The organism is Pantoea jilinensis (assembly GCF_019104105.1).
GTDB lineage: Bacteria > Pseudomonadota > Gammaproteobacteria > Enterobacterales > Enterobacteriaceae > Pantoea > Pantoea eucalypti.
The window spans coordinates 1519712-1539567 of the sequence record NZ_CP077746.1 but is presented as its reverse complement, the minus strand read 5'-3'; the positions used below and the strand labels follow the sequence as shown (position 1 = coordinate 1539567).

Annotated in this window: 15 protein-coding genes and 1 tRNA gene; 5 read left to right on the top strand and 11 right to left on the bottom strand. The window is 52.8% G+C overall.

Annotated features, from left to right (window positions below):
* Positions 1-104 precede the first annotated feature (104 nt).
* The 5 genes from cbl to KTJ90_RS07060 all read right to left on the bottom strand — a co-directional run bounded on the left by cbl (position 105) and on the right by KTJ90_RS07060 (position 7185).
* On the bottom strand, positions 105-1064 hold the full coding sequence (gene cbl, locus KTJ90_RS07080; RefSeq protein ID WP_003853203.1) for an HTH-type transcriptional regulator Cbl: 960 nt from the start codon (positions 1062-1064) through the stop codon (positions 105-107).
* A 1261-nt stretch (positions 1065-2325) separates the two neighbouring features.
* On the bottom strand, positions 2326-3243 hold the full coding sequence (nac, locus tag KTJ90_RS07075; RefSeq protein ID WP_003852599.1) for a nitrogen assimilation transcriptional regulator NAC: 918 nt from the start codon (positions 3241-3243) through the stop codon (positions 2326-2328).
* 452 nt (positions 3244-3695) lie between these two features.
* Positions 3696-4721, bottom strand: coding sequence for an ABC transporter permease (locus tag KTJ90_RS07070; protein WP_181162214.1), 1026 nt, complete (start codon positions 4719-4721; stop codon positions 3696-3698).
* A gap of 23 nt (positions 4722-4744) precedes the next feature.
* Complete coding sequence (locus KTJ90_RS07065; protein WP_003852594.1) at positions 4745-6229, bottom strand: sugar ABC transporter ATP-binding protein; 1485 nt, start codon at positions 6227-6229, stop codon at positions 4745-4747.
* 32 nt (positions 6230-6261) lie between these two features.
* Positions 6262-7185, bottom strand: coding sequence for a sugar ABC transporter substrate-binding protein (locus KTJ90_RS07060; RefSeq protein ID WP_003852592.1), 924 nt, complete (start codon positions 7183-7185; stop codon positions 6262-6264).
* Positions 7186-7691: 506 nt separating this feature from the next.
* On the opposite strand from KTJ90_RS07060, the gene KTJ90_RS07055 reads away from it, so the two are divergent.
* A tRNA-Asn gene (locus KTJ90_RS07055) sits at positions 7692-7767 on the top strand.
* A gap of 298 nt (positions 7768-8065) precedes the next feature.
* On the opposite strand, the gene KTJ90_RS07050 is transcribed toward KTJ90_RS07055, so the two are convergent.
* Both KTJ90_RS07050 and KTJ90_RS07045 read right to left on the bottom strand, forming a co-directional pair.
* A complete protein-coding gene (locus KTJ90_RS07050; RefSeq protein WP_499026069.1) occupies positions 8066-8560 on the bottom strand; it encodes a FidL-like protein in 495 nt (164 codons plus the stop codon).
* Between the two features lies 1 nt (position 8561).
* On the bottom strand, positions 8562-9344 hold the full coding sequence (locus tag KTJ90_RS07045) for a winged helix-turn-helix domain-containing protein (RefSeq protein ID WP_008925992.1): 783 nt from the start codon (positions 9342-9344) through the stop codon (positions 8562-8564).
* Between the two features lie 846 nt (positions 9345-10190).
* Between KTJ90_RS07045 and KTJ90_RS07040 the strand changes: the two genes are divergently transcribed.
* The 4 genes from KTJ90_RS07040 (at position 10191) to KTJ90_RS07025 (ending at position 14738) form a co-directional block, all read left to right on the top strand.
* Entirely contained in the window at positions 10191-10976 is a 786-nt protein-coding gene (locus KTJ90_RS07040) for a fimbria/pilus periplasmic chaperone (RefSeq protein WP_499026066.1), read from the top strand.
* Between the two features lie 72 nt (positions 10977-11048).
* Complete coding sequence (locus tag KTJ90_RS07035; protein ID WP_499026474.1) at positions 11049-13505, top strand: fimbria/pilus outer membrane usher protein; 2457 nt, start codon at positions 11049-11051, stop codon at positions 13503-13505.
* A gap of 55 nt (positions 13506-13560) precedes the next feature.
* On the top strand, positions 13561-14013 hold the full coding sequence (gene afaD / locus KTJ90_RS07030; protein ID WP_008925995.1) for an AfaD family invasin: 453 nt from the start codon (positions 13561-13563) through the stop codon (positions 14011-14013).
* A gap of 170 nt (positions 14014-14183) precedes the next feature.
* Complete coding sequence (locus KTJ90_RS07025) at positions 14184-14738, top strand: hypothetical protein (protein WP_499026063.1); 555 nt, start codon at positions 14184-14186, stop codon at positions 14736-14738.
* Between the two features lie 462 nt (positions 14739-15200).
* On the opposite strand, the gene KTJ90_RS07020 is transcribed toward KTJ90_RS07025, so the two are convergent.
* The 4 genes from KTJ90_RS07020 to KTJ90_RS07005 all read right to left on the bottom strand — a co-directional run bounded on the left by KTJ90_RS07020 (position 15201) and on the right by KTJ90_RS07005 (position 19830).
* Positions 15201-16187 (bottom strand): isopenicillin N synthase family dioxygenase, encoded by a 987-nt coding sequence (locus KTJ90_RS07020; RefSeq protein WP_004571376.1) that lies wholly within the window; start codon positions 16185-16187, stop codon positions 15201-15203.
* 27 nt (positions 16188-16214) lie between these two features.
* Positions 16215-17642, bottom strand: a complete 1428-nt coding sequence (locus KTJ90_RS07015; protein WP_337027035.1) for an amidohydrolase family protein — start codon at positions 17640-17642, stop codon at positions 16215-16217.
* Between the two features lie 11 nt (positions 17643-17653).
* Positions 17654-18643 (bottom strand): ABC transporter substrate-binding protein, encoded by a 990-nt coding sequence (locus KTJ90_RS07010; protein ID WP_039659888.1) that lies wholly within the window; start codon positions 18641-18643, stop codon positions 17654-17656.
* A gap of 263 nt (positions 18644-18906) precedes the next feature.
* Positions 18907-19830 carry a LysR family transcriptional regulator gene (locus KTJ90_RS07005; protein ID WP_140033265.1) on the bottom strand — a complete coding sequence of 308 codons (924 nt, stop codon included), beginning with the start codon at positions 19828-19830 and terminating at the stop codon, positions 18907-18909.
* Positions 19831-19856 lie beyond the last annotated feature (26 nt).

The window sequence follows — 19856 nt, the reverse complement described above, 5'->3', positions numbered from 1 at the left end:
TGTTGTTGTGCGGGGTGAGAAAGGTGAGTGAAATAGTTTTTCGCGCTGTTTTGAAATTTTATGCCGTGCCTAAACAGCTGCGCATCCGGCTGGATGCGCGCACTTTAAATCTGGAAGTCGATAACCGGTTCATCGTCGTTGCTGTAGGAGAGCGCCTGACGTTTGATCTCTTCCAGTGACAGGTTGGCGTTGCAGAGTTCCAGGAACTGCCAGACGTAGTTACGCTGCAGCTGACCGCGTTTGAGGCCGAGCCATACGGTGCTGGCATCGAACAGATGCGTGGCATCCAGGCGTTCCAGCTCTTCATTCTCTTCGGTTTCACACGCCTGGTCGGCCAGGATCCCGACACCCAGACCGAGTTTTACGTAGGTTTTGACTACGTCTGAGTCCTGGGCGCTGAGCACGATATCCGGTTTCAGGCCCGCCGCCTGGAAAGCGCGGTCAACCCGTGAACGTCCGGTAATGCCCTGTCGATACGTGATGAGAGGATAGCGGCTGAGCGTACTCAGTGAGACCGGCTGGTTCTGTACCAGCTCATGTCCTTTCGGCACCAGCAAAGCGTGATGCCAGCTGAACCAGGGGAATGCCGCCAGACTGCTGTTATTCACCAGCATTTCACTGGCGATACCGATATCTGCTTCACCCGCCAGCAGCATGGTGACGATTTCCTGTGGCGATCCCTGATTCAACTCAAGACGGACGTTGGGATAAAGCTGACGGAACGCTTTAATCACTTTCGGCAGGCTGTAGCGCGCCTGAGTATGGGTGGTGGCGATAGTCAGGATGCCGCTGGTTTCATTGGTAAAGACATCAGCCAGTCTTCTTACCTTTCCTGCTTCATCCAGAATGCGTTCGGCAATTGTCAGCAGTGCTTTGCCCGGTTCGGTCATGCCCAGCAGGCGCTTACCGCGACGGATAAAGATCTCCACGCCCAGCTCGTCTTCCAGATCGCGAATATGGCGGCTCACACCCGACTGGGAGGTAAACAGCGTATTAGCGACTTCCGTCAAATTAAACTCACAGCGGGCCGCCTCGCGGATGATTTTAAGCTGCTGGAAATTCACGATATTTACCTCCCTTTACATAATCTGATTCGTTGATGGTAAGAACAATTATTGATAACTGGAAATACTTAAAAATTTGGCTTTATGACTTTAGGGAATAAAGGGTGGGAGTGTTCGCTGCGCGAATGGGCTGAGGTGCACGCAGGTGCTGGGGGGTGTTCGCTGCGCGAACGGGCTGGGGTGCACCTGGGTGCCTGGGGGTGTTCGCTGCGCGAACGGGCTGGGGTGCACCTGGGTGCTGGGGGGTGTTCGCTGCGCGAACCGGCGCTGAGAAGGTTTCGTTAGCCTGGCGGGTTGGGGAGTTTCAGTTACGCCTCTGCAGGCGACCAACAAGGGGGCGCCAGTCGCCGCGCCCCCTTGACCCCGGGCTCCGGCCTGCTTCACCGCCGCTTCGCGGTCCCTTCGCTTCTTCCGGATTTCTTACGGACCGGCGGGACGCGCCATCCCTGGCGCGAACCCGCCTCTTCGCGGCATCCCTGCCGCTCGTCCTGAAATCCCTCATCCGCTCAGCGGTTCTGACGGCCTCCCTTCCCCGCTTTTATCTCTTCTGTTTGTGTTGGTTACGTCATCGCTGTAAGTCTGAAGGATTATCTGCGGCTCTCCGCCTGGCAGGAAGAATGGCCTTCTACCCTCGCTGATATCTCTTATTTTTGTGTCGGGTACGTCATCGCTGTAAGTCTGAAGGATTATCTGCGGCTCTCTGCCTGGCAGGAAGAATGGCTCTTCACCCTATCAAATGTTGCCTCTTCTTTTTAATGCTGGTGCATTGCCGCTGATAGTTTTCAAAATTAGCTTTGGCTTTCAAACCACCAGACAACGCCATGTCCGATAAAAACCAGGATATTAAAGGCAGGGGTTTACCAGAGGCATCCGAAGCGCTGAGGAACAACCGCAGGCAAGGATGAGCCGACAGGACGCCGGCGAAAGGACGGCTCGCGCCAGGGATGGCGCGTCCGGACGGTCCGCGAGCCGCAGGGCGTGACGAAGGCACCCCGCACAGCGGGGCGCGCAGGCTGCCGGACGCCGGGATTGTTAAGGGGCGGGCGTACGCCCCTTAATGCGTCCGCCTGCACGGGAGACCTGAAATTCGCCACCGCCTGGCGGGCGTTACCCGCTCAGTGGGCAGGCACCGCGCAACGTAATCTTCTCAGTGTGAAGGTGCAGCAAAGCGAGACCCGCCCCCGCTGCTAAGCGTAATCAGCTCAATACCTGGCCCGCTGCTAAGCGAGATCGATTCCGAATCCGCCCGCTGCAAGCGCCCCTACCCCACTAACATCAACTCCCGCTCCTCAGTCAGCGGCTTGTTCAGCAGCGACAGCAGGATATTCTTCACCGCCTGTGCGGAAGGCGACAGCGGCAAACGGGCGGAAATGTTCAGCGACAGCGGCAGGCTCAACGATGGACTGTTAATGCGCGACATCCAGGCATCCGTTGATCCCACCAGCGCACGGGCAGCGGATTCAGGTAATACCGTCACACCCATCCCACTGGAAATCGCTGCGGTCAGAGTAGAAATTGATTCGATCTCTCCGATGATGCGCGCGCTCAGGCGACGCAGTGAAAATGCCTCATCAACCCGCTTGCGCACGGCGCTGTAGTCGCGTGGTAAAAACAGGCTCATCTGTGCCACATCGGCCAGATCGACGCTGACACCGGGATAATCAGTGGCGCCTACCAGGAAGAGATCCTCTTTCATCAGCGGCATACTGTTAATTCCGGCAGTGGGTGCGCGATCGTACAGCACCGCCATATCCAGCTGACCGCTCATCACCTTCTCGTTCAGCACGCTGCCACTGTTTTCATGCAGGTAGACCAGCACTTCCGGAAACTGATCGCGTACGGTTTGCAGCAGCGGCATGGTCAGCGAGGATGCCGCCGTGCCGGGTGCCAGTCCAATCGACACCTGACCGCTCAGCACCTGACCGGCGTTGATGACCGCGGTCTGGGCCTGCTCGCACTGGCGCAGAATAGTACGCGCATGGCCATAGAGAATCTTACCGGCTTCCGTTGGCGTAACGCCGCGCTTGGTGCGAATCAGTAATTGCTGATCCAGTTCATTCTCCAGTGTCGCGACCTGCTGACTGAGTGCAGGCTGTGCGATGTGCAGCACTTCTGCTGCCTGCGTCAGACTGCCGATATCGACGATTTTAACAAAGTACTTTAGTCGTCTTAAATTCATCTTGCCTCCGTCACTCACCCCGAATAGCGAAATGGGTCTGATCCAATCGCCCTGATAACAGAGATTTTGCAAGATGCAGGCCAGGTTTAAAGAGCAGCAGTCAGTGTCCAGCCAGATTTTTCCTAACGGCCCGGAAAATAAGCGTTTCTGATTACCTCTTAAGGGTTAATAAGGATCGGGAATGCGTAATCAGTGTGAGTAAGGATCCCGGGCGCACTGTGACAGTGCAGACGCTGCGAGTCAGACGTGCATAAAAGTGATGACAGACTGTACATTTTTAGTGCAGTGGAAACGTATTGCACCTGATGAAGGCTTGCAGGGCCTGAAGCGTAGCGGTAAAGCGCAGGATAAAAATGTAAACGTTATCAGCAGGATTTCTTATCGCTGACGAAGGGAGGGAGGAAAGTAAACAGTGCCCTCTCCCGCATGCAGAAGAGGGCAACGCCTGCTGATTAACGTTTTTTGCGGTTACGGTGCATATCGATTGAGACCGCCGCCACGATGATGATCCCTTTGATGATGTCCTGAATGTAGGCATCGACACCAACGAAAGTGAATCCACTTTTAATCAGGCCGAGAATGACCGCGCCGATTAACGTGCCGGTGATACGGCCCACGCCGCCCATCAGGCTGCTGCCGCCGATCACAGCTGCGGCAATCGCATCCAGCTCGTATGACATCCCCATGCTTGACTGACCGCTGCTGACACGCGCCGCCAGGACCACACCCGCCAGGCCAGAGAGTGCACCAGCAATGGTGTAGACGATGATCAGATACTTATTAACGTTAATACCGGAGACTTTCGCCGAGGTCATGTTGCCGCCGATGGCGTAAACATATTTACCGTAGCGGGTATGTTTCAGGGCGATGTGGAACAGCAGCGCCACCACCAGGAAAATCACCACCGGCATTGCACCCTGCCCGATTGAGGTAAAACCGTCGGACAGGAAGCTGATTGGGTTACCCTGGGTGTAATACTGCGCCAGACCGCGTGCCGATACCATCATGCCCAGTGTGGCAATGAACGGTGGAATCCCGGTGCGGGTAATCAGTACGCCGTTGACGACGCCCGCCAGTAAACCGACGCCAATACCGGCCGCGATAGGGATCACCGCAGGCATATTCACCAGCGAGGGATACATCGGTGACAGACTGTCAGACGTCTGCGCCAGGCTCGCGGCAACCACCGCCGCCAGGGCAATCACCGACCCGGAGGAGAGATCGATACCGGTGGTAATGATGACCTGGGTCACGCCAACGGCGATAATCCCGATAATCGCCACCTGCAGGACAATCAGGATCAGACGGTTGGTGTTGAGCAGGAAAGACTGGTCACGCACGTACCAGCCAAACATTTCAAAAATTAACGCAATCCCCACCATCACCACGAAAATGCCGGTATCTTTCGGCAATTTATGACGCAGGCTGGCGAAAAAAGAGGGTTGCTGCGGGGCTGCCGGGGTAGCAGTAGCTTTCATATTGCTCATAGTGGTCTCGCGCCTCACTCGGATGCCAACGACAGAATGGTTTCCTGATCGGCTTCTTCTTTATCGAGGATGCCGGTTATACGCCCGCCGTGCATCACCATCACCCGGTCGCTCATGCCAAGGATTTCCGGCAGTTCAGAGGAGACCATGATGATAGCCACGCCACGGTTGGCAAGTTCACTGATTAAGCGGTAAATCTCCGCTTTAGCGCCGACATCAATGCCGCGCGTCGGTTCGTCCAGAATCAGAATCTTCGGTTGCGCCAGCAGCCAGCGGGCAATCAGGACTTTCTGCTGATTACCGCCGCTGAGGTTGTTGATGATCTGATCCATGGTCGGTGTTTTGATATTCAGGCGACGGATCTGGTCCATGCAGTCCTGCGCCATCTTCACATGGCTGACAAACCCGCTTTTACCGCTGTACTCCGGCATGTTGACGATGCTCATGTTCTCCATCACCGACAGCACCAGAAACAGCCCGGACTTTTTGCGATCTTCGGTCAGAAACGCCATGCCCTTTTCAATCGCCGTGGAAGGTGAGTCGATCGTCACCGGCACGCCATCAATTAAGATCTCGCCGCTGTCGAAGCTCTCCATGCCGAACAGGCTCTCCATCACTTCGCTGCGACCGGCACCCACCAGTCCGGCGACGCCGAGAATTTCACCCCTGCGGACGTTGAAACTGACATCAGTAAAACGATCTTTGCAGGTGAGATTGCGAACCGTCAGGACATCTTCTCCGATGGCGCTGTTGAATTTCGGGAACAGCTGGGTCAGTTCACGTCCCACCATCTGCGTAATCAGCGACTGACGGGTATATTTCGCCGTCTCATCACTGGCAATCCAGGCGCCGTCGCGGAAAATACTGACTTCATCAGTGATGTTAAAAATTTCATCCATCTTGTGACTGATGTAGATGATTGCTTTGCCTTGCTCCCGCAGATCACGAATGATGGTAAACAGGTGCGCCACTTCAGTTTCGGTGAGCGCGGAGGTGGGCTCATCCATGATGACGATATCTGAATCCCAGGAGACCGCTTTGGCAATCTCGACCATCTGCTGTGACGCAATGCTCAGCTCGCCCACCATGCTCTCCGCTTTCAGGCGGATATTCAGCCGGTTGAGCAGCTCCTGCGTCTTCTGATTCAGCCGGGCGTGATCAACAAAACCAAACTTCATTGGCTCACGACCCAGCCAGATATTCTCAGCGACGGTCATGTAGGGCACCAGATTGAGTTCCTGGTGAATCATCGAAATGCCGGAACGCAACGCGTCCATGGTGTCCTGAAACTGCACCGGCTCCCCTTTAATTTTGATGGTGCCCTTATCGGGACGGTACATCCCGATAAGGCACTTCATTAAAGTGGATTTGCCCGCGCCATTTTCGCCCATCAAGGCATGTACCGTTCCCGGACGCACCCGCAACGAGACGTTGTCGAGGGCTTTAACGCCGGGGAAGAACTTGCTGATGCCTTCGGCTTCAAGCGCAAACGCGTTCATACATCACCTCCGTACAGCTGGGTCGGGAACGATTATTTCAGGTTACGGTTGGTAAACTGTTCCATGTTTTCTTTGGTAATCAGCTGGTAAGGAATGTTGATGATTTTCTGGACTTTCTCACCTTTCACCAGTTTGATTGCCGTCTGCACCGCACCTTCACCCTGGCCCTGCGCATCCTGGAATACTGTGGCGACCATCTTGCCCTGCTTCAGCATCTGCAGCGCATCCGGTGTGCCATCGACACCCGCGATCAGGATTTTGTCCGGGTTTTTACCCAGCGCCTGCAGCGCACCAATCGCCATTTCATCGTTGTTCGAGGCGATGGCATTGATCTGATCACCGGCAGTCATCCAGTTACTGACCACATCCACCGCATCGTTACGGGTAAATTTGGCGGTCTGTTTCTGAACGATTTTGATGCCAGGGAATTTAGCTGCGACTTCTTCCACGCCTTTAGTACGGTCGCGGGTCGCTTCGTTTGCCAGGTCACCCATCAGGATGGCAACGTTGCCTTTGCCGTTCATCGCCTTCGCCAGCGCTTCCATCTGTAAGCGTCCGGCCAGTTCTGAGTCGGATCCGACATAAGCCATTTTTCCGGTCAGTTCAGCCCCAGGGCGGCGGTTTACGAAGATCAGCGGAATACCCGCTTTGCTCGCCTGATCCATAATCGGTTTCACCGCATTGGTATCGACCGGGTTAACGATCAGCGCATCAACACCCTGTCCGATAAAGTTTTGTACCTGCTGCAGCTGCTGTGAAACGTCGCCTTTTGCATCCTCAACCTGCCCTTTGACGCCATCTTTCTGCATCTCTTTCTGCATTGAGGTACGCAGAATGGTCAGGAAGTTGTCATCAAACAGCGCCATAGAGACGCCCACTGAAATATCTTTTGCCATAACTGCGGCAGGTAACATGCAGGCTAACAGTGAGGCGACAATCGTTTTTTTAATGTTCATAGGGACCCTTCTTATTTGTTAACTTGCTCAGTGGCTGCGGACCACGAATGAAAAATATCTTTTACATTCACCCAGCCTGTCTGGCGTCTGTTTCGGAAAATTTGAGGTAAGACTTCAGGTTCTGGCTATTTTTGTGATCGACCACTCCTTTTCACAATCACTTGATCTGCAAACAGTTAGTTTCAAAATGCCGTTTCACTTCTGGCCGATGATGACGACCGTGATGATAAGCAGTTCATTTGTTCCATATGATCTCGTTTTGAAATTTTTATCATAAAAGCACTGAAACGCTTGTTTTAACATCGGCAAATAACAAAACTTTGACATGCATCTAACATCTAATGAGAAATGCCAGCAAAGTGAGATCCTGTTGGCAGTTTGAAAATCCATCAGAAGTGACTAAAAACCGCCAATCCGCTGCTTTTACGAGCATCTGAACGCAAATCAGTAAACAGGGCTTTGACAAGCAGGATCTACGCCGCTAATATTCGCCCCGTTCAAGCGATTCCTCTGTAGTTCAGTCGGTAGAACGGCGGACTGTTAATCCGTATGTCACTGGTTCGAGTCCAGTCAGAGGAGCCAGAATTAGAAAAGCCCGCTCAGGGAAACCTGAGCGGGCTTTTTGCTTTTGTGTTACAGGTCGGCGAATCACTGACAGGTTCAGATGTGAACCATCAAATAACGATGTGCTGTGGGCGCTACTCAGGCGGCCCTGTAGATAGCGTGTCTATCGACCCCCACTGATGTTAGCCAGGAAGCGGTTTAGCATTTGTGCTGTGCCTTTCCGCCATCCTTTTCCTTTGCTGCCTGCCAGAGAAAATGGCGCCAGTGCCTGGTTCTTTCTTTAGTGCAAAGGTTCTGCGAGCTTTCATGCAATCAGTTAAAAAGCCACGCAGGTAAAGACAAACGAAAGTGGGCTTCCCATCATAAAAGTATGATGTCCGACATTAATCACATCAAGTTGTAAGGTTTCCGGGTCGCCGGTAAATTCAGCTAACAGCTTCTCAAAGGTTGGATTATCTGTATTGTCAGTGGGAGAGATAATGATGCGGCTTATAGAGTAATGCGCTGTATTACTGCCCCTTACTTCCCCCCTATTCAGTATGAGGGTTCTTCCTAAATTTTTTTCCTCATTATTGATTAACACCCGTCCATTCAGTAAAAAATATCCGGTTCCGTCCTTGTATAGTCTGAGATCCTGGGCGACATTAAATTTAAGCGTCTGTCCCTCACCACCCAGATCGTATTGGGTAAAAGAGTAACATCTCAGTGGCAATATTAAATTATTTTCAGACCCCAAAAATATAAAACCCAGAAGAATTGCCGTACAGACAGTTGAAATAGCTATCAGAACTCCCACGTTTGGAAACATCATATTAATTCTCGTTAATATGGAAGAAATTATTGCAACTGGTTACATTCCTCTCTTTTCCAAGCTTGCAATACGAAATTAATGTTCGGCCATCATCTTTTGGCGAAAAAGACGTATAGTTATCAAAATAGATTTTTTTATTTTTATCACAGACTAAATTATTTTCTGCTAAAAGAGCAGTTATTTTACTTTTTACTTCTTTCATCTTATTTTCATTGAGATCCTTAACAAAAACCACCTCGCACCCCTCTGCAAGAAAATCTGATTTCAGATAAATGTTGATATTATCCAATGAAGACGTATTGTTTTTAAAGACTAACACCGCAGTTGCAATAAAAACGGGTGAAATGATATACAGGCAAAGAACAATGACTTTCCATGAAAGAAAAGATCCAGGTTTATTTAATAATGCCTTAGGTAAATGAGCCGGTGGGGATGACTCTATTCCGTCAAAGGAGGGGGATTTAACGACAGAATGATTAGTATTTAACTTAATACCAATTTTAGGAATGGTAATGACAATTTCATCACATCCAAATGCGGATAATGCACGTCTCATTATACTCAGGTATTGCGTTAAATTTGCATTTGACCCTCTGAGGTTATGTTTATCCCAGACTTCAACAATCAAATATTCTCTTGTCAGAATATCGCCATTGGAATCAAGAATGAGTGCCAGTAATCGCGCCGAAGGCAGGTTAATCTGAACGGTATCTTTCGTCGGTATATGTCGGAGAGTACTGTCATCCGTATTAAACACTATTGAACCATTAATGGTATACAACACCTTCACATCCCCCCCGATTAAATAAATTCAATCTCAGATTTATCTCACAACATAATACAGTTAAACCCTTTTTGCACGTAGCATTTTTAAACCAAGCGAATAAAAAGCACGGGAACGCGTTGATACCCACTGACTCTGTTTCAGGGAAATCATTGTCCTGATGTCGGAACGCCGTTGCTAACGAAAGTATGAGTATATTCGCACAGCTGAACCTTCCGCTGTCAGAAGGGAATTACGACGATTCAACCAGATTCACGGCAGGAGATGCTCTTTTAAACTCTCCTCCGGATGTCAGTTAGTGGGCAGCCTGCAACAATCGGCGACTGTTTAAGCTAAAAAAATAACAAAAATAGATCATTAAACTAAAAATACAGATAAATTCGAATTACATTCCGTTATTGGTTTTCCTGTATAACACTGTTTCCATCCTGAGGTGGCAAGCCCCGGCCAGTGTGGGGGTTAAGGTGGGTACGCATCTTGCTTCAGCTCGGTGATTATAGATGTACCTGAATCCGCGCCATCTATATGAATGTGAAAAGCAATGACCTGGTAATTTCTTCAACATGCTTTATGGGCATTATAAATAACCCGAAAACACACCAGAGGATTACTGAATATGAAACTTAAATTTAAACATTATTGCACGACTGCCCTTTCCACCTGTGGCTCATCGGGCTCGCTAACTACCTGTGCCGCTTTTTATCTGAAGCTTTTCTCTTCTTAAAAATCTGGCCGTGTATTTTTAAAATGAATTTCTTTGTTAATTTTACGTTTACCTAAAAATTAACAAGGGTATTTTACGATTACGTTTAGTCAGGAATAATTATTCTCTGATAGGGATGTGTTATGTATTTACTTTGTAATAAAAAAACTTATAGGGCAGCCGGGGCTGTACTGGCCGCCGCGATATTAATCAGTAATGGCGCTACTCCGTCTTTTGCGCAGGAACTGAAGACGGTCACCAATACCAAAGTATTCGAGGTCAAACTGGGTGCCTCACGAGTGATATATAACCCGGACTCCAGCGGAGCGTCTTTATCCATCACCAATGCGCAGGCTTACCCCATACTGGTGCAGGGAAAGGTGCTTGCGGAAGATAAAAAAACACCTGCGCCTTTTATTGTCACCCCGCCAGTTTTCCGTCTGGATGCACAGCAGCAGAACCGCCTGCGAATTATTCGTACCGGCGGTCAAATGGCCGGTGACCGTGAAACGCTGCACTGGCTTTGCGTGACCGGTATTCCGCCTAAAGATAGTGATGTCTGGGCTCAGGATGCGAAAGGGACACCGTTAAAGCCCACAGCAGTCACGCTGAACCTGGAAGTCAGCGCAAACAGCTGTATTAAGCTGCTGGTGCGCCCGTCCGGCGTGAGAGGAACGATGATGGATGCCGTATCCGCGCTTAAGTGGCAACGCCAGGGCGATAAGCTGACGGTAACTAACCCTTCCGCATTTTATATGAATTTGTCCTCACTCAGCGTGGGGGAGATGAATATTCAGGATAGGGAATATGTCGCTCCGCACTCTTCCCGCAGCTTTATCCTGCCAAAAGGCGCTGCCGGTCAGGTGAAGTGGACGGTTATCACTGATGAAGGTGGAGAGAGCCGCACGTTTCAGTCGCCGTTGCACTAATAAGGCGCCTGGATAATGAAATATTTTCGGTTTTCTGTGGTGGCCATCGTGGTATCTGCCGGGCTGTTTTCAATGCCGGTGATGGCCCGGACCTGGGAATTTGATGCTTCACAGTTGGGTGGTGGTGTCAGTGATGCGGATATCGCTCTATTTAACCAGGGCGGGCAGCTTCCAGGAACCTATCTGGTTGACGTGTTGCTCAATGGTGAGCAGGTGGATTCCCGTGAAGTGGTTTTTGTTCAGCAGGAAGATTCCCGGGGCATGCCTGTTTTGCAGCCCTGCCTGAGCAGGAAGCAGCTTTTACGTTACGGCATAAAGACGGAAGACTATCCGGCATTGTCCGGCAAAGGCCTGGACGCAAACAAAGATTGTGCTGACATCCGCGTTATTCCGCATGCCAGAGCTGATTTTAATTTCGGGGCACAGCAGCTGGTGCTGAGCGTTCCGCAGATAGCATTGCGTCCTGAAGTAAAGGGCATTTCTCCCCGAGAGCTGTGGGATGAGGGAGTCCCGGCGATCCTGATGAATTACCGGACCGGTACCAGCCATGTGGAATCCCGGGTCGGGAGTAGAAATGTCAATGAATCGCAGTACCTGCAGCTGGAGCCCGGCGCTAACTGGGGACCATGGCGATTACGTAATTCGACGACGTGGCAGAAGAGCCGCGGACAGACCGGCCGCTGGCAGACTCCTTATACCTATCTTGATCGGGGCCTGTATGACATGCAAAGCAGGCTGACGCTGGGAGAGCGTTTCACGCCGTCGGAAATTTTTGACAGCGTACCTTTTCGCGGCGTGATGCTGGGTTCGGATGAAAATATGCTGCCCTCTTCGCAGCGGACTTTTTCACCCGTGGTGCGCGGTATTGCCCGCACTCAGGCCAGGGTAGAAGTGAAGCAGAATGGCTACACGGTTTACAACGCCACGGTAGCGCCCGGCCCGTTTGCCCTGAGTGACTTTGCCGCTGGCGGCTCGGGTGGGGATTTGCAGGTTACCGTATGGGAAGCCGACGGCACTACTCAGGAATTCAGCGTCCCTTATCAGACGCCGGCGATTGCGCTGCAGGAAGGCCACAGCGTGTACAACCTGATGGCCGGGCAGTATCGGGCATCAGATAACACGGTTGATTCGCCTCTGGTTGCACAGGCCACTGTTATGTATGGCCTGCCGTGGAGCCTGACCCTATACGGCGGTTTGCAGGGCGCGGAGCGCTATCAGGCGACGACTGCGGGGCTGGGTATGTTGCTCGGGTCGTGGGGCGCGGTATCTCTGGATGGGACTCACGGCCGTGGGCAGAAGAAAGAGCGTGAAAGTGAAACGGGGGGATACGGACGGCTGCGCTACAGCAAGCGCGTTGAGGTAACCAACACCTCGCTTGATCTGTCCCATACCCGCTATGACGCATCCGGTTTCAGCACGCTGTCTGAGGTAATGGACAGCTATCGGCAGGAAAACCCAGCCGGCAGTGACGCACAACGCCGGTCTGAGACAACCCTGACGCTCAGTCAGTCATTGGGCGGATTGGGGAGTCTCAGCCTGAGCGGTTCTCGCAACAGTTACGGCAACGGGCAAGGGAGTACAGAGTCGTTCAGTGCCGGCTATGGCGTCAGTATACGCGGCGTTTCCCTGTCGCTGAATGCGACGCAGAACCGTAACCGGAACAGCGGCAGTAAATGGCAGGATAACCGGCTGATTAACATGATGGTCAGTATTCCACTGGACCGCTGGCCTGGTGGGGCAACCCAGGCGACCTATCAGATGACGTCGCCTTCATCCGGCGGCAATACACAGCAGGTGGGGCTCAGTGGTCAGGCGTATGACCGCCAGTTGCAGTGGAATGTGAACCAGCGTCAACGTTCGGGGGCGGTGAGCGGAGACCGCAACGACAGCGACCTGAACCTTGGCTGGAGCGGGGGCTACGGCCAGCTGAATGGCCGTTACGGCTACAGTCCGTCTTACCGGCAGACAGGACTGGATGCGTCAGGCGGCATCGTGATTACCCGCAGTAATGTCACCGCAGGGCAGACGCTGAACGATACCGTGGCACTGGTGGAAGCGCCGGGTGCCTCCGGAGTGGCTGTTGGCGGCTGGCCGGGAGTGAAAACCGATTTTCGTGGCTACACCACACAGTCAGGCCTGCAGCCTTACCGGAAGAATATTGTCAGCCTGGACCCTGCTCGTCTTTCGGCTGATGCAGAAATAAAACAGACGGACGTGACGGTAGTGCCGACGCAGGGCGCGGTTATCCCGGCCACCTTTATCACGCATATTGGCCGGCGGGCGCTGGTGACACTGATACGTCCGGACGGTAAACCGGTTCCTTTTGGGGCACTGGTTACCCCGGAAAACCAGGCGTCATCAGGCAGTGGCATTACCGGTGAAGCCGGGCAGGTGTATCTGTCCGGACTGAACGGAAAAGGTGCCCTGATGGCGAGATGGGGAGAGAAGCAACAGTGCCGGGCTGATTACCGTCTGCCGGAAAAACCAGGGCCAGCAGGGCTGTATCTGTCAGAGGCAGTTTGTCGCTGAAAGCAGTTACCGGCTCCCGAAAAAACTGAACAGAAACATCACCCGGAGAAGGGGAATGATGAACAGAAAAAGATTGTATCTGATAGCGGCAGCGCTTTTGACAGTCATGGCCAGCAGCGCTCCGGCTGTCGCGACGGGTAGCCCGCAACTGGTGTTGCAGATGAACCATGGCCTGCAGGCGGGTGCTGTCAGAGACGGCACAAAGCTCGGCAGGGGCACGCTGGTCAGCTACGACATCCATACGGGCTTTCAGCTCCGGAGCGAGCAGGCTGTATCCGGCCAGCAGGGAGGACGTTATGTGCTGACAGGCCAGCAGAATCCGGCGCATCAGTTGCGGGTGCGTCTGGTGCCACAGCAACAGGTGGTAACGGAAATGGCGGACATGCAGGTGATAACCGTGCATACCGGCGAAGACAGAATGGTTTTTGACATTCTGGCGGATGGCGACCAGAGGGTGAAAGCGGATACCTACTCTTTAAACATCGCTGGTCAGGTGGTCACTCAGTAACGTGCAACAGCCGGGCGCTATATAGAGATTTCACGAATACCACGTCACTGACATTTTTGGTGACGGGGAGCCATCGGTGGCACATATGCCTCGATGGTCGGGTAGACGCACTGTCTACGACTTTTAGGGACGACTGCAGTCGTTAATTCAACACAACAAAGGATAGAGATATGAAATTTTTAAACATCAAAACCTCAGCGGCAGCAGCGATAATCATCGCGGGTATTTCATCCCACGCAGCAATCGCAGCGCTGTCCGAAGCCAGTACTGCGTCGGCCGACATTACTTTTACTACTCCGCTCACTGTTTCTAACGTTTTGACGCCGGTGTCGGGTCTGTCGGACGGGGCTAGTTCTAATTATAAAGTGCTGGCAAATGGTACCATCACTTCGACAGGCGGCGCCTCTCGTCATTACATAGCTTTGGGTATGCCCGGGTCATTAACAGGGTCTGATAACGGCACAACTCAGGCCCCATTAAGTATTAAAGGCAAAAACGACAGCAATAACACCATTCTTGTAACAATACTCAGGTCTTCTAGTAATCCTGCCGTTGCTGGCGCTACTCGTTGCTCAGAGTTAGATTTGACATGTAGCACCGATTACATTTTATACAGCACTGCCACCAACGGCGTATCAACTTACAATGTTACAATAAACGGGACGCAGAACGTGAAAGCTGATACCTATACCGTCCAGACCACCGCTTACGCTTATGGAGACTGACAGAAATAAAAACATCAGGCGAACACCCTGTAATGTTCAGGGATTTGACTGACTCTGTCGCATTGACGTTAATCAGAAGCATAGGCGGGAAATCCCGCCTATGCTTACAGCTTCAAATTTTCAATCTCAGGTAAGCCAGTTCAGAGAATAGCTTCATATTTCAACATTCATTAACAGTAATCGACACAAATCCTTCTGGTTACATTGTTCTGCCTGTTCGGCAGTAACAGAGATTTACGCAACAAAGAATTTATCATGTTCAAATCAAATAATGAGATCGCATTAAATTCCTTCTATGCGAGGGTTGTATTTTTTATGCCCGTAAGTACATGAAGGCGAAGGCTATATTAGCGAGTTACTGACAAAGGCGATCTCAGCCAGAAAAGCCAGAATTAAAAAAGCCCGCTCAGTTTTCCCTGAGCGGGCTTTTTGCTTTTCAGCTCTCTTTATCTTTCTGGCAAATTATCCTTTCGCAAAGTTCGCCTGAATGCGCTGTTGCAGATAATCTTCGGCGGTGATGGCCGGATATTTCGCCTGCGGCCCCAGAATCTCCACATCTTTATTAGCCTGACAGAAAAAGGCCAGGCTGTAGCGCGCACCCTGGTATTCGCCGGGCAGTGGGCTTCTCACACGGTGGAAATTTGACGGCAGCTGATCGTCGCTCCAGCGCATCAGCATGTCGCCGATGTTGCAGGTGATCACCTCTTCGCGCGGCTCGATGCTGGTCCACTGCTGACTTTCGCGGTCTTTGCCAGGACATACCTGCAACCCGCCCTGACCGGGACGCTGGAACAGCAGCGTCAGACAGTCAAAATCTGTATGCGCACCCGCGCGCCACATCCCCTGCTCTGACTGCTCAGTGGCATAGTAGTGCAGCATGCGCAGCGTACTCTGGTAAGTTTGCAGGTCCGGATTATGTGCCTGCTCGAAAAAGTGCTCAGGAAAGCCCAGTTTGAGGGCAAAACAGGAAAGCAGTTTCATGCCCAGTTGCCAGCATTGCGATTCAAAATTCAGCATGGTCTCTTTGAAAGCCGGCAGTTCCTGTTCAGTCGGCCATAGCGGTGCCATCAACGGACGGGTGATCTGGTAAGACTCTTTCTGGTCTGGCGTTCGGGTTGATGGTCGCACCTGAGATTTATTCTCCCAGCCTGCGTTACGCGCCAGCGGATATTGCGCTTTTATCTCTTCGGGCAGTAAGAAGAAATCCTCTGTCATGCTGAACGCCTGACGGATATCGCCGAGTGCAATGCCGTGATTGCTGACCTGGAAGAAGCCAATTTCTACGGCTGCGCTCCAGAGTTCGTCGGCGATCTCACTTTTACGGTTTTCGAAATCTGATAAATCGATACAACGCACTTCACGGGCAAAAGTTTCTTCACCCATCGCGCCCATTCCTGCTTCTTTTTCCAGTTCCTGTAATGCATATGCTGTTTGATTTGATTGCGTCATTGTTCTTATCCTTCTTAATCAATAGGGTTAGCGCGCAGCGCGCTGTTGTAAAGTACGGACGGCAGACATTGCCTCATGGCGCATGGCCTCCAAATCGAGTCCGGGGATGACATCGTTTTCGACGATCACCCGGCCATTTATCATCAGTGCCTTAAGCGAAGCGCGTCCGCCACAGGCCACCGGACCAATGGCCATGTCGTGCAGGCCGAAGTAGCGCGGGTCATCCAGCCGATAAATGGCGATATCCGCCAGCCTGCCCACCTGCACGGTGCCGCTTTGTTGCAGGCCAAGGATCTGCGCCCCGCCTGCGCTGCCCCACCGCACCACGTCTTCAACAGATGCTGCGTCGCCGCCGCCTTCAAACGTGCCGCCGTCATAACGCGGTGTCGCCAGCATGCCTTTTCGGGCGCGCTGCAAAAGCCAGGCCGCATGCGCTTCACTTTGCATATCGGCGGCTTCGTTCGATGCCGCACCGTCTACGCCTAATGAAACAGGCACACCGGCCTGTTCCAGCGCCAGCAAATCAGCGATGCCGCTGCCCAGACGCCCGTTGCTTTGCGGGCAGTGTGCAATGCCAGAGCGGGTCTGACCCAGCATCGTGATTTCCTGCGGCAGCAGTTTTACCAGGTGCGCAAACCAGACGTCCTCACCCAGCCAGTCGTGTTCCGCACAAAACTGCACCGGCGTCATGTCGAATCTGGCACGCGCCGCATCAAGATAATCCACGGTTTCCGACAAGTGGCTGTGCAGCCGAATCCCCAGACTGCGGGCCAGTTTCGCCATTTCGCGCAACTCCGCACCGGGTGCAGAATGCAGCAAGGTTGTAGGTGCCATCACCACACGGCGCAGTGACGTTGGTTTCGGATCGTGATAACGACCCACCAGCCGTTCAATATCCGCCATGTAATCCCCGAAGTTTTCCGGGCGCAGCGCCTGCGGCAAATCTTTCTCGATCGCGCGCCCCTGCGTTGCGCCACCCCGACATAGCACAATGCGCATTCCCAGCGCCTCACCTTCACTGAACAGGATTTCCGAGGTATCGAACGGCATATCTGGCCAGTAAAGGTAGTTATGGTCCGCCACCGTCGCGCAGCCGGAACGCAGCAGTTCAGTCAGGCCGATACGCACCGCAAGACGAAAGGTGGATTCATCGAAGGTGGCACGAAAACGATAAGGCGTGGCACTCAGCCATGCGGTCAGGCTTTGGTTCAGCCCCTGCGGTTCCCCTTTTAACAATGACTGAAACAGGTGATGGTGCGTATTCACCCAGGCGGGATAAACCACGCAATCGCGGGCGTCGATCAGCTGCTCGTCGGGCATTGCCGTCAGGGAACCTATCGCCTCGATCACCCCATGACGCACGCGAATATCCGGCCCGGCGTGACGCGCTGCCTCTCCCGGCAAGCCGGTGAGGATTGCGTGCGCATTTTTAATCAGTAAAACGTCAGATGACATTGCAACACTCCTCAGGGCTTAACCTGCATCTGGTCGACAATTTCAGTGGTATACGCCTGCTTCCAGTCGGTATTCGCATTCAGCAGTCTGGCGTTCACCATGAAATCACGGGTTTTCTGCCAGCGGGCTTCCGTCATGGTGCCCCACCCCTTTGTTGCCGCATCACCGCCGTCAATCAGATGGTGCGCTTTGATTTGCTGAACGCCCCAGGCCAGCAGGTCGTCCGTCATCTTCGGGTTATCCTTTTTGATCAGCGCGTTGCCCGCCGCCGGATTTTGCAGATAGCTTACCCATCCTTCCATCGACGCCTTTACAAACTTAGCCATCGCCTCTTTCCGGCTGCTGATCAGTTCAGGACGGGTGATCAGAATGCCGCCGTAAGGGGGATAGCCGTGCTCCGAGAAGAGGAAGAAATTTGATTTCACACCCGCCTTTTGTGCCTGAAAAACTTCAGAACTGACATAGGCTTGCTGCGCGACATTTTCGTCAGCCACAAAGGGCTGGATATTGAAGGTGTAAGGACGAACCTGTGAATCGCTAAGCTGATAGCGTGCTTTCAGCCATGGCCACCAGGTCGATTGCCCGGAGCTGGAGACTAAAATGGTTTTGTCTTTCAGACCGTCCAGGGAAGTGACTGAAGCATGTGTCAGCAGCCCCTGAGGATCAAACTGGAAAGGGGCGGCGATGGCTTTGGCCTGAAAACCGCGCTGTACGGATTCGAGTAGCTGGAGATCATAACCGATGATCACGTCCGCGCGCTTTGCCAGCAGCAACTGCATGCCGTTGACCTGCGGGCCGCCGGACTGAATGCTGACATCCAGCCCGTAACGCTTGTAAATGCCTGTGGCCTGCGCCTGATAATAGCCGCCCTGCTCCGCCTGCGCGTACCAGGATGTCAGTAGCGCTATTTTCTCATCGGCGTGTGCCGACAGTGAAAATGCGGCAGGGATCAGCGCGCTCAGCACGCAGCAAGACAGGGGAATGCGGGAAACTGACTTCATTGCTCCTCTCCTAATCATCACCGGAGGGGCATTGAGCGAATGCGGCTCAGCTCCCCTGACCGGCTCTAAATGAACCGCGAAATGGTTGCTGAGCAATGTCCCGCGCAGTTGCCCGCACTGACCGCTTCTACTCACTGTGGGTTATACAAGAAAGGTGCCAACTCCACGAATGCGCTTTCTCTGCGCTTTAACAGGGGATTGATCGGCGCTGGCTCTGCAACCTTTGATTCATTACAAAGCAGCCAGCACCAGAACAGTGCAAATCAATCCCGATCACCTCGCGGCATCTGGATCTCGCTGAACAACATCTCCAGCTGTTTGAGCATCATCGAGGCGGCCAGCGAAAGCTGTCTTGTCGGGGCGACGCACAACGAAAGGGTGAACGTTTTTAATTGCGGATCGGTCAGCGGAATAAATTGCAGTTCATCGCTTTCCACCTCATCAATGATGTCGAGCCAGCAGAGAATACCAATGCCCATTTTCTCTTTAATCAGCGAGCGGATCATGTGGATGTTATTGGATACCGCGACTTCGTTAATCATGTCGCCGTTGATATTCATCAGCGCCTGGACGGGTTCGGCCAGCATCAGCGGCGCAGCCGGCAGGATAAACGGATATTCCATGCACTGGCTAAAACGCACGTGGCTTCTGTCGCCGAGCGGGTGCCCTTTCGGCACCACAATCCCCAGCTCGATTTCTGCAAAAGCGCGTACCTGCAACTCTCGTGAACTTTGCGGATTAAGCATCAGACCAAAGTCAGCATCGCCAGATATCAGCGCCTGCTGAATGTCCACATTGTTCATGGTGGTCAGCGTGAAAGAGATATTCGGATAATCAGCATGCACCTTCCTGAGCATCGCCGAGAAAAACTGCCGGTTGATGGCGTCAATGGTGGCAATTCGCACGTGTCCGCGCCGCAGACCGCGCAGGTCATCGAGTTGCTCGCAGACGCGGGTGAAGTCCTTTTTCCAGTTGTTGGCGGCGTGCAATAGCAGCTCGCCGGCTGCCGTTAGCCGCAATCCGGTCGGGTGCCGTTCAAACAGCGGCATTGCCAGTTCTTTTTCCACCCGCAGGATCTGCCGGTCAATCGACGATGCGGCGACATGTAAGGTTTCTGACGCCTTACGAAACGAGCCCTGGCGGGCAACCTCAGTGAAGTACAGCAGAAACCGTGAGAATGCGAACATGATTGAGTGCTCTCTTTTTTGCAACG

Excerpts from the sequence above, each read along its gene's own strand:
- nac (WP_003852599.1), bottom strand. The coding sequence starts at position 3,243 with ATGAATTTAAGACGACTAAAGTACTTTGTTAAAATCGTCGATATCGGC.
- KTJ90_RS07070 (WP_181162214.1), bottom strand. The coding sequence starts at position 4,721 with ATGAAAGCTACTGCTACCCCGGCAGCCCCGCAGCAACCCTCTTTTTTC.
- KTJ90_RS07065 (WP_003852594.1), bottom strand. The coding sequence starts at position 6,229 with ATGAACGCGTTTGCGCTTGAAGCCGAAGGCATCAGCAAGTTCTTCCCC.
- KTJ90_RS07060 (WP_003852592.1), bottom strand. The coding sequence starts at position 7,185 with ATGAACATTAAAAAAACGATTGTCGCCTCACTGTTAGCCTGCATGTTA.
- KTJ90_RS07050 (WP_499026069.1), bottom strand. The coding sequence starts at position 8,560 with ATGATGTTTCCAAACGTGGGAGTTCTGATAGCTATTTCAACTGTCTGT.
- KTJ90_RS07040 (WP_499026066.1), top strand. The coding sequence starts at position 10,191 with ATGTATTTACTTTGTAATAAAAAAACTTATAGGGCAGCCGGGGCTGTA.
- KTJ90_RS07035 (WP_499026474.1), top strand. The coding sequence starts at position 11,049 with ATGCCGGTGATGGCCCGGACCTGGGAATTTGATGCTTCACAGTTGGGT.
- afaD (WP_008925995.1), top strand. The coding sequence starts at position 13,561 with ATGATGAACAGAAAAAGATTGTATCTGATAGCGGCAGCGCTTTTGACA.
- KTJ90_RS07025 (WP_499026063.1), top strand. The coding sequence starts at position 14,184 with ATGAAATTTTTAAACATCAAAACCTCAGCGGCAGCAGCGATAATCATC.
- KTJ90_RS07020 (WP_004571376.1), bottom strand. The coding sequence starts at position 16,187 with ATGACGCAATCAAATCAAACAGCATATGCATTACAGGAACTGGAAAAA.
- KTJ90_RS07015 (WP_337027035.1), bottom strand. The coding sequence starts at position 17,642 with ATGTCATCTGACGTTTTACTGATTAAAAATGCGCACGCAATCCTCACC.
- KTJ90_RS07010 (WP_039659888.1), bottom strand. The coding sequence starts at position 18,643 with ATGAAGTCAGTTTCCCGCATTCCCCTGTCTTGCTGCGTGCTGAGCGCG.
- KTJ90_RS07005 (WP_140033265.1), bottom strand. The coding sequence starts at position 19,830 with ATGTTCGCATTCTCACGGTTTCTGCTGTACTTCACTGAGGTTGCCCGC.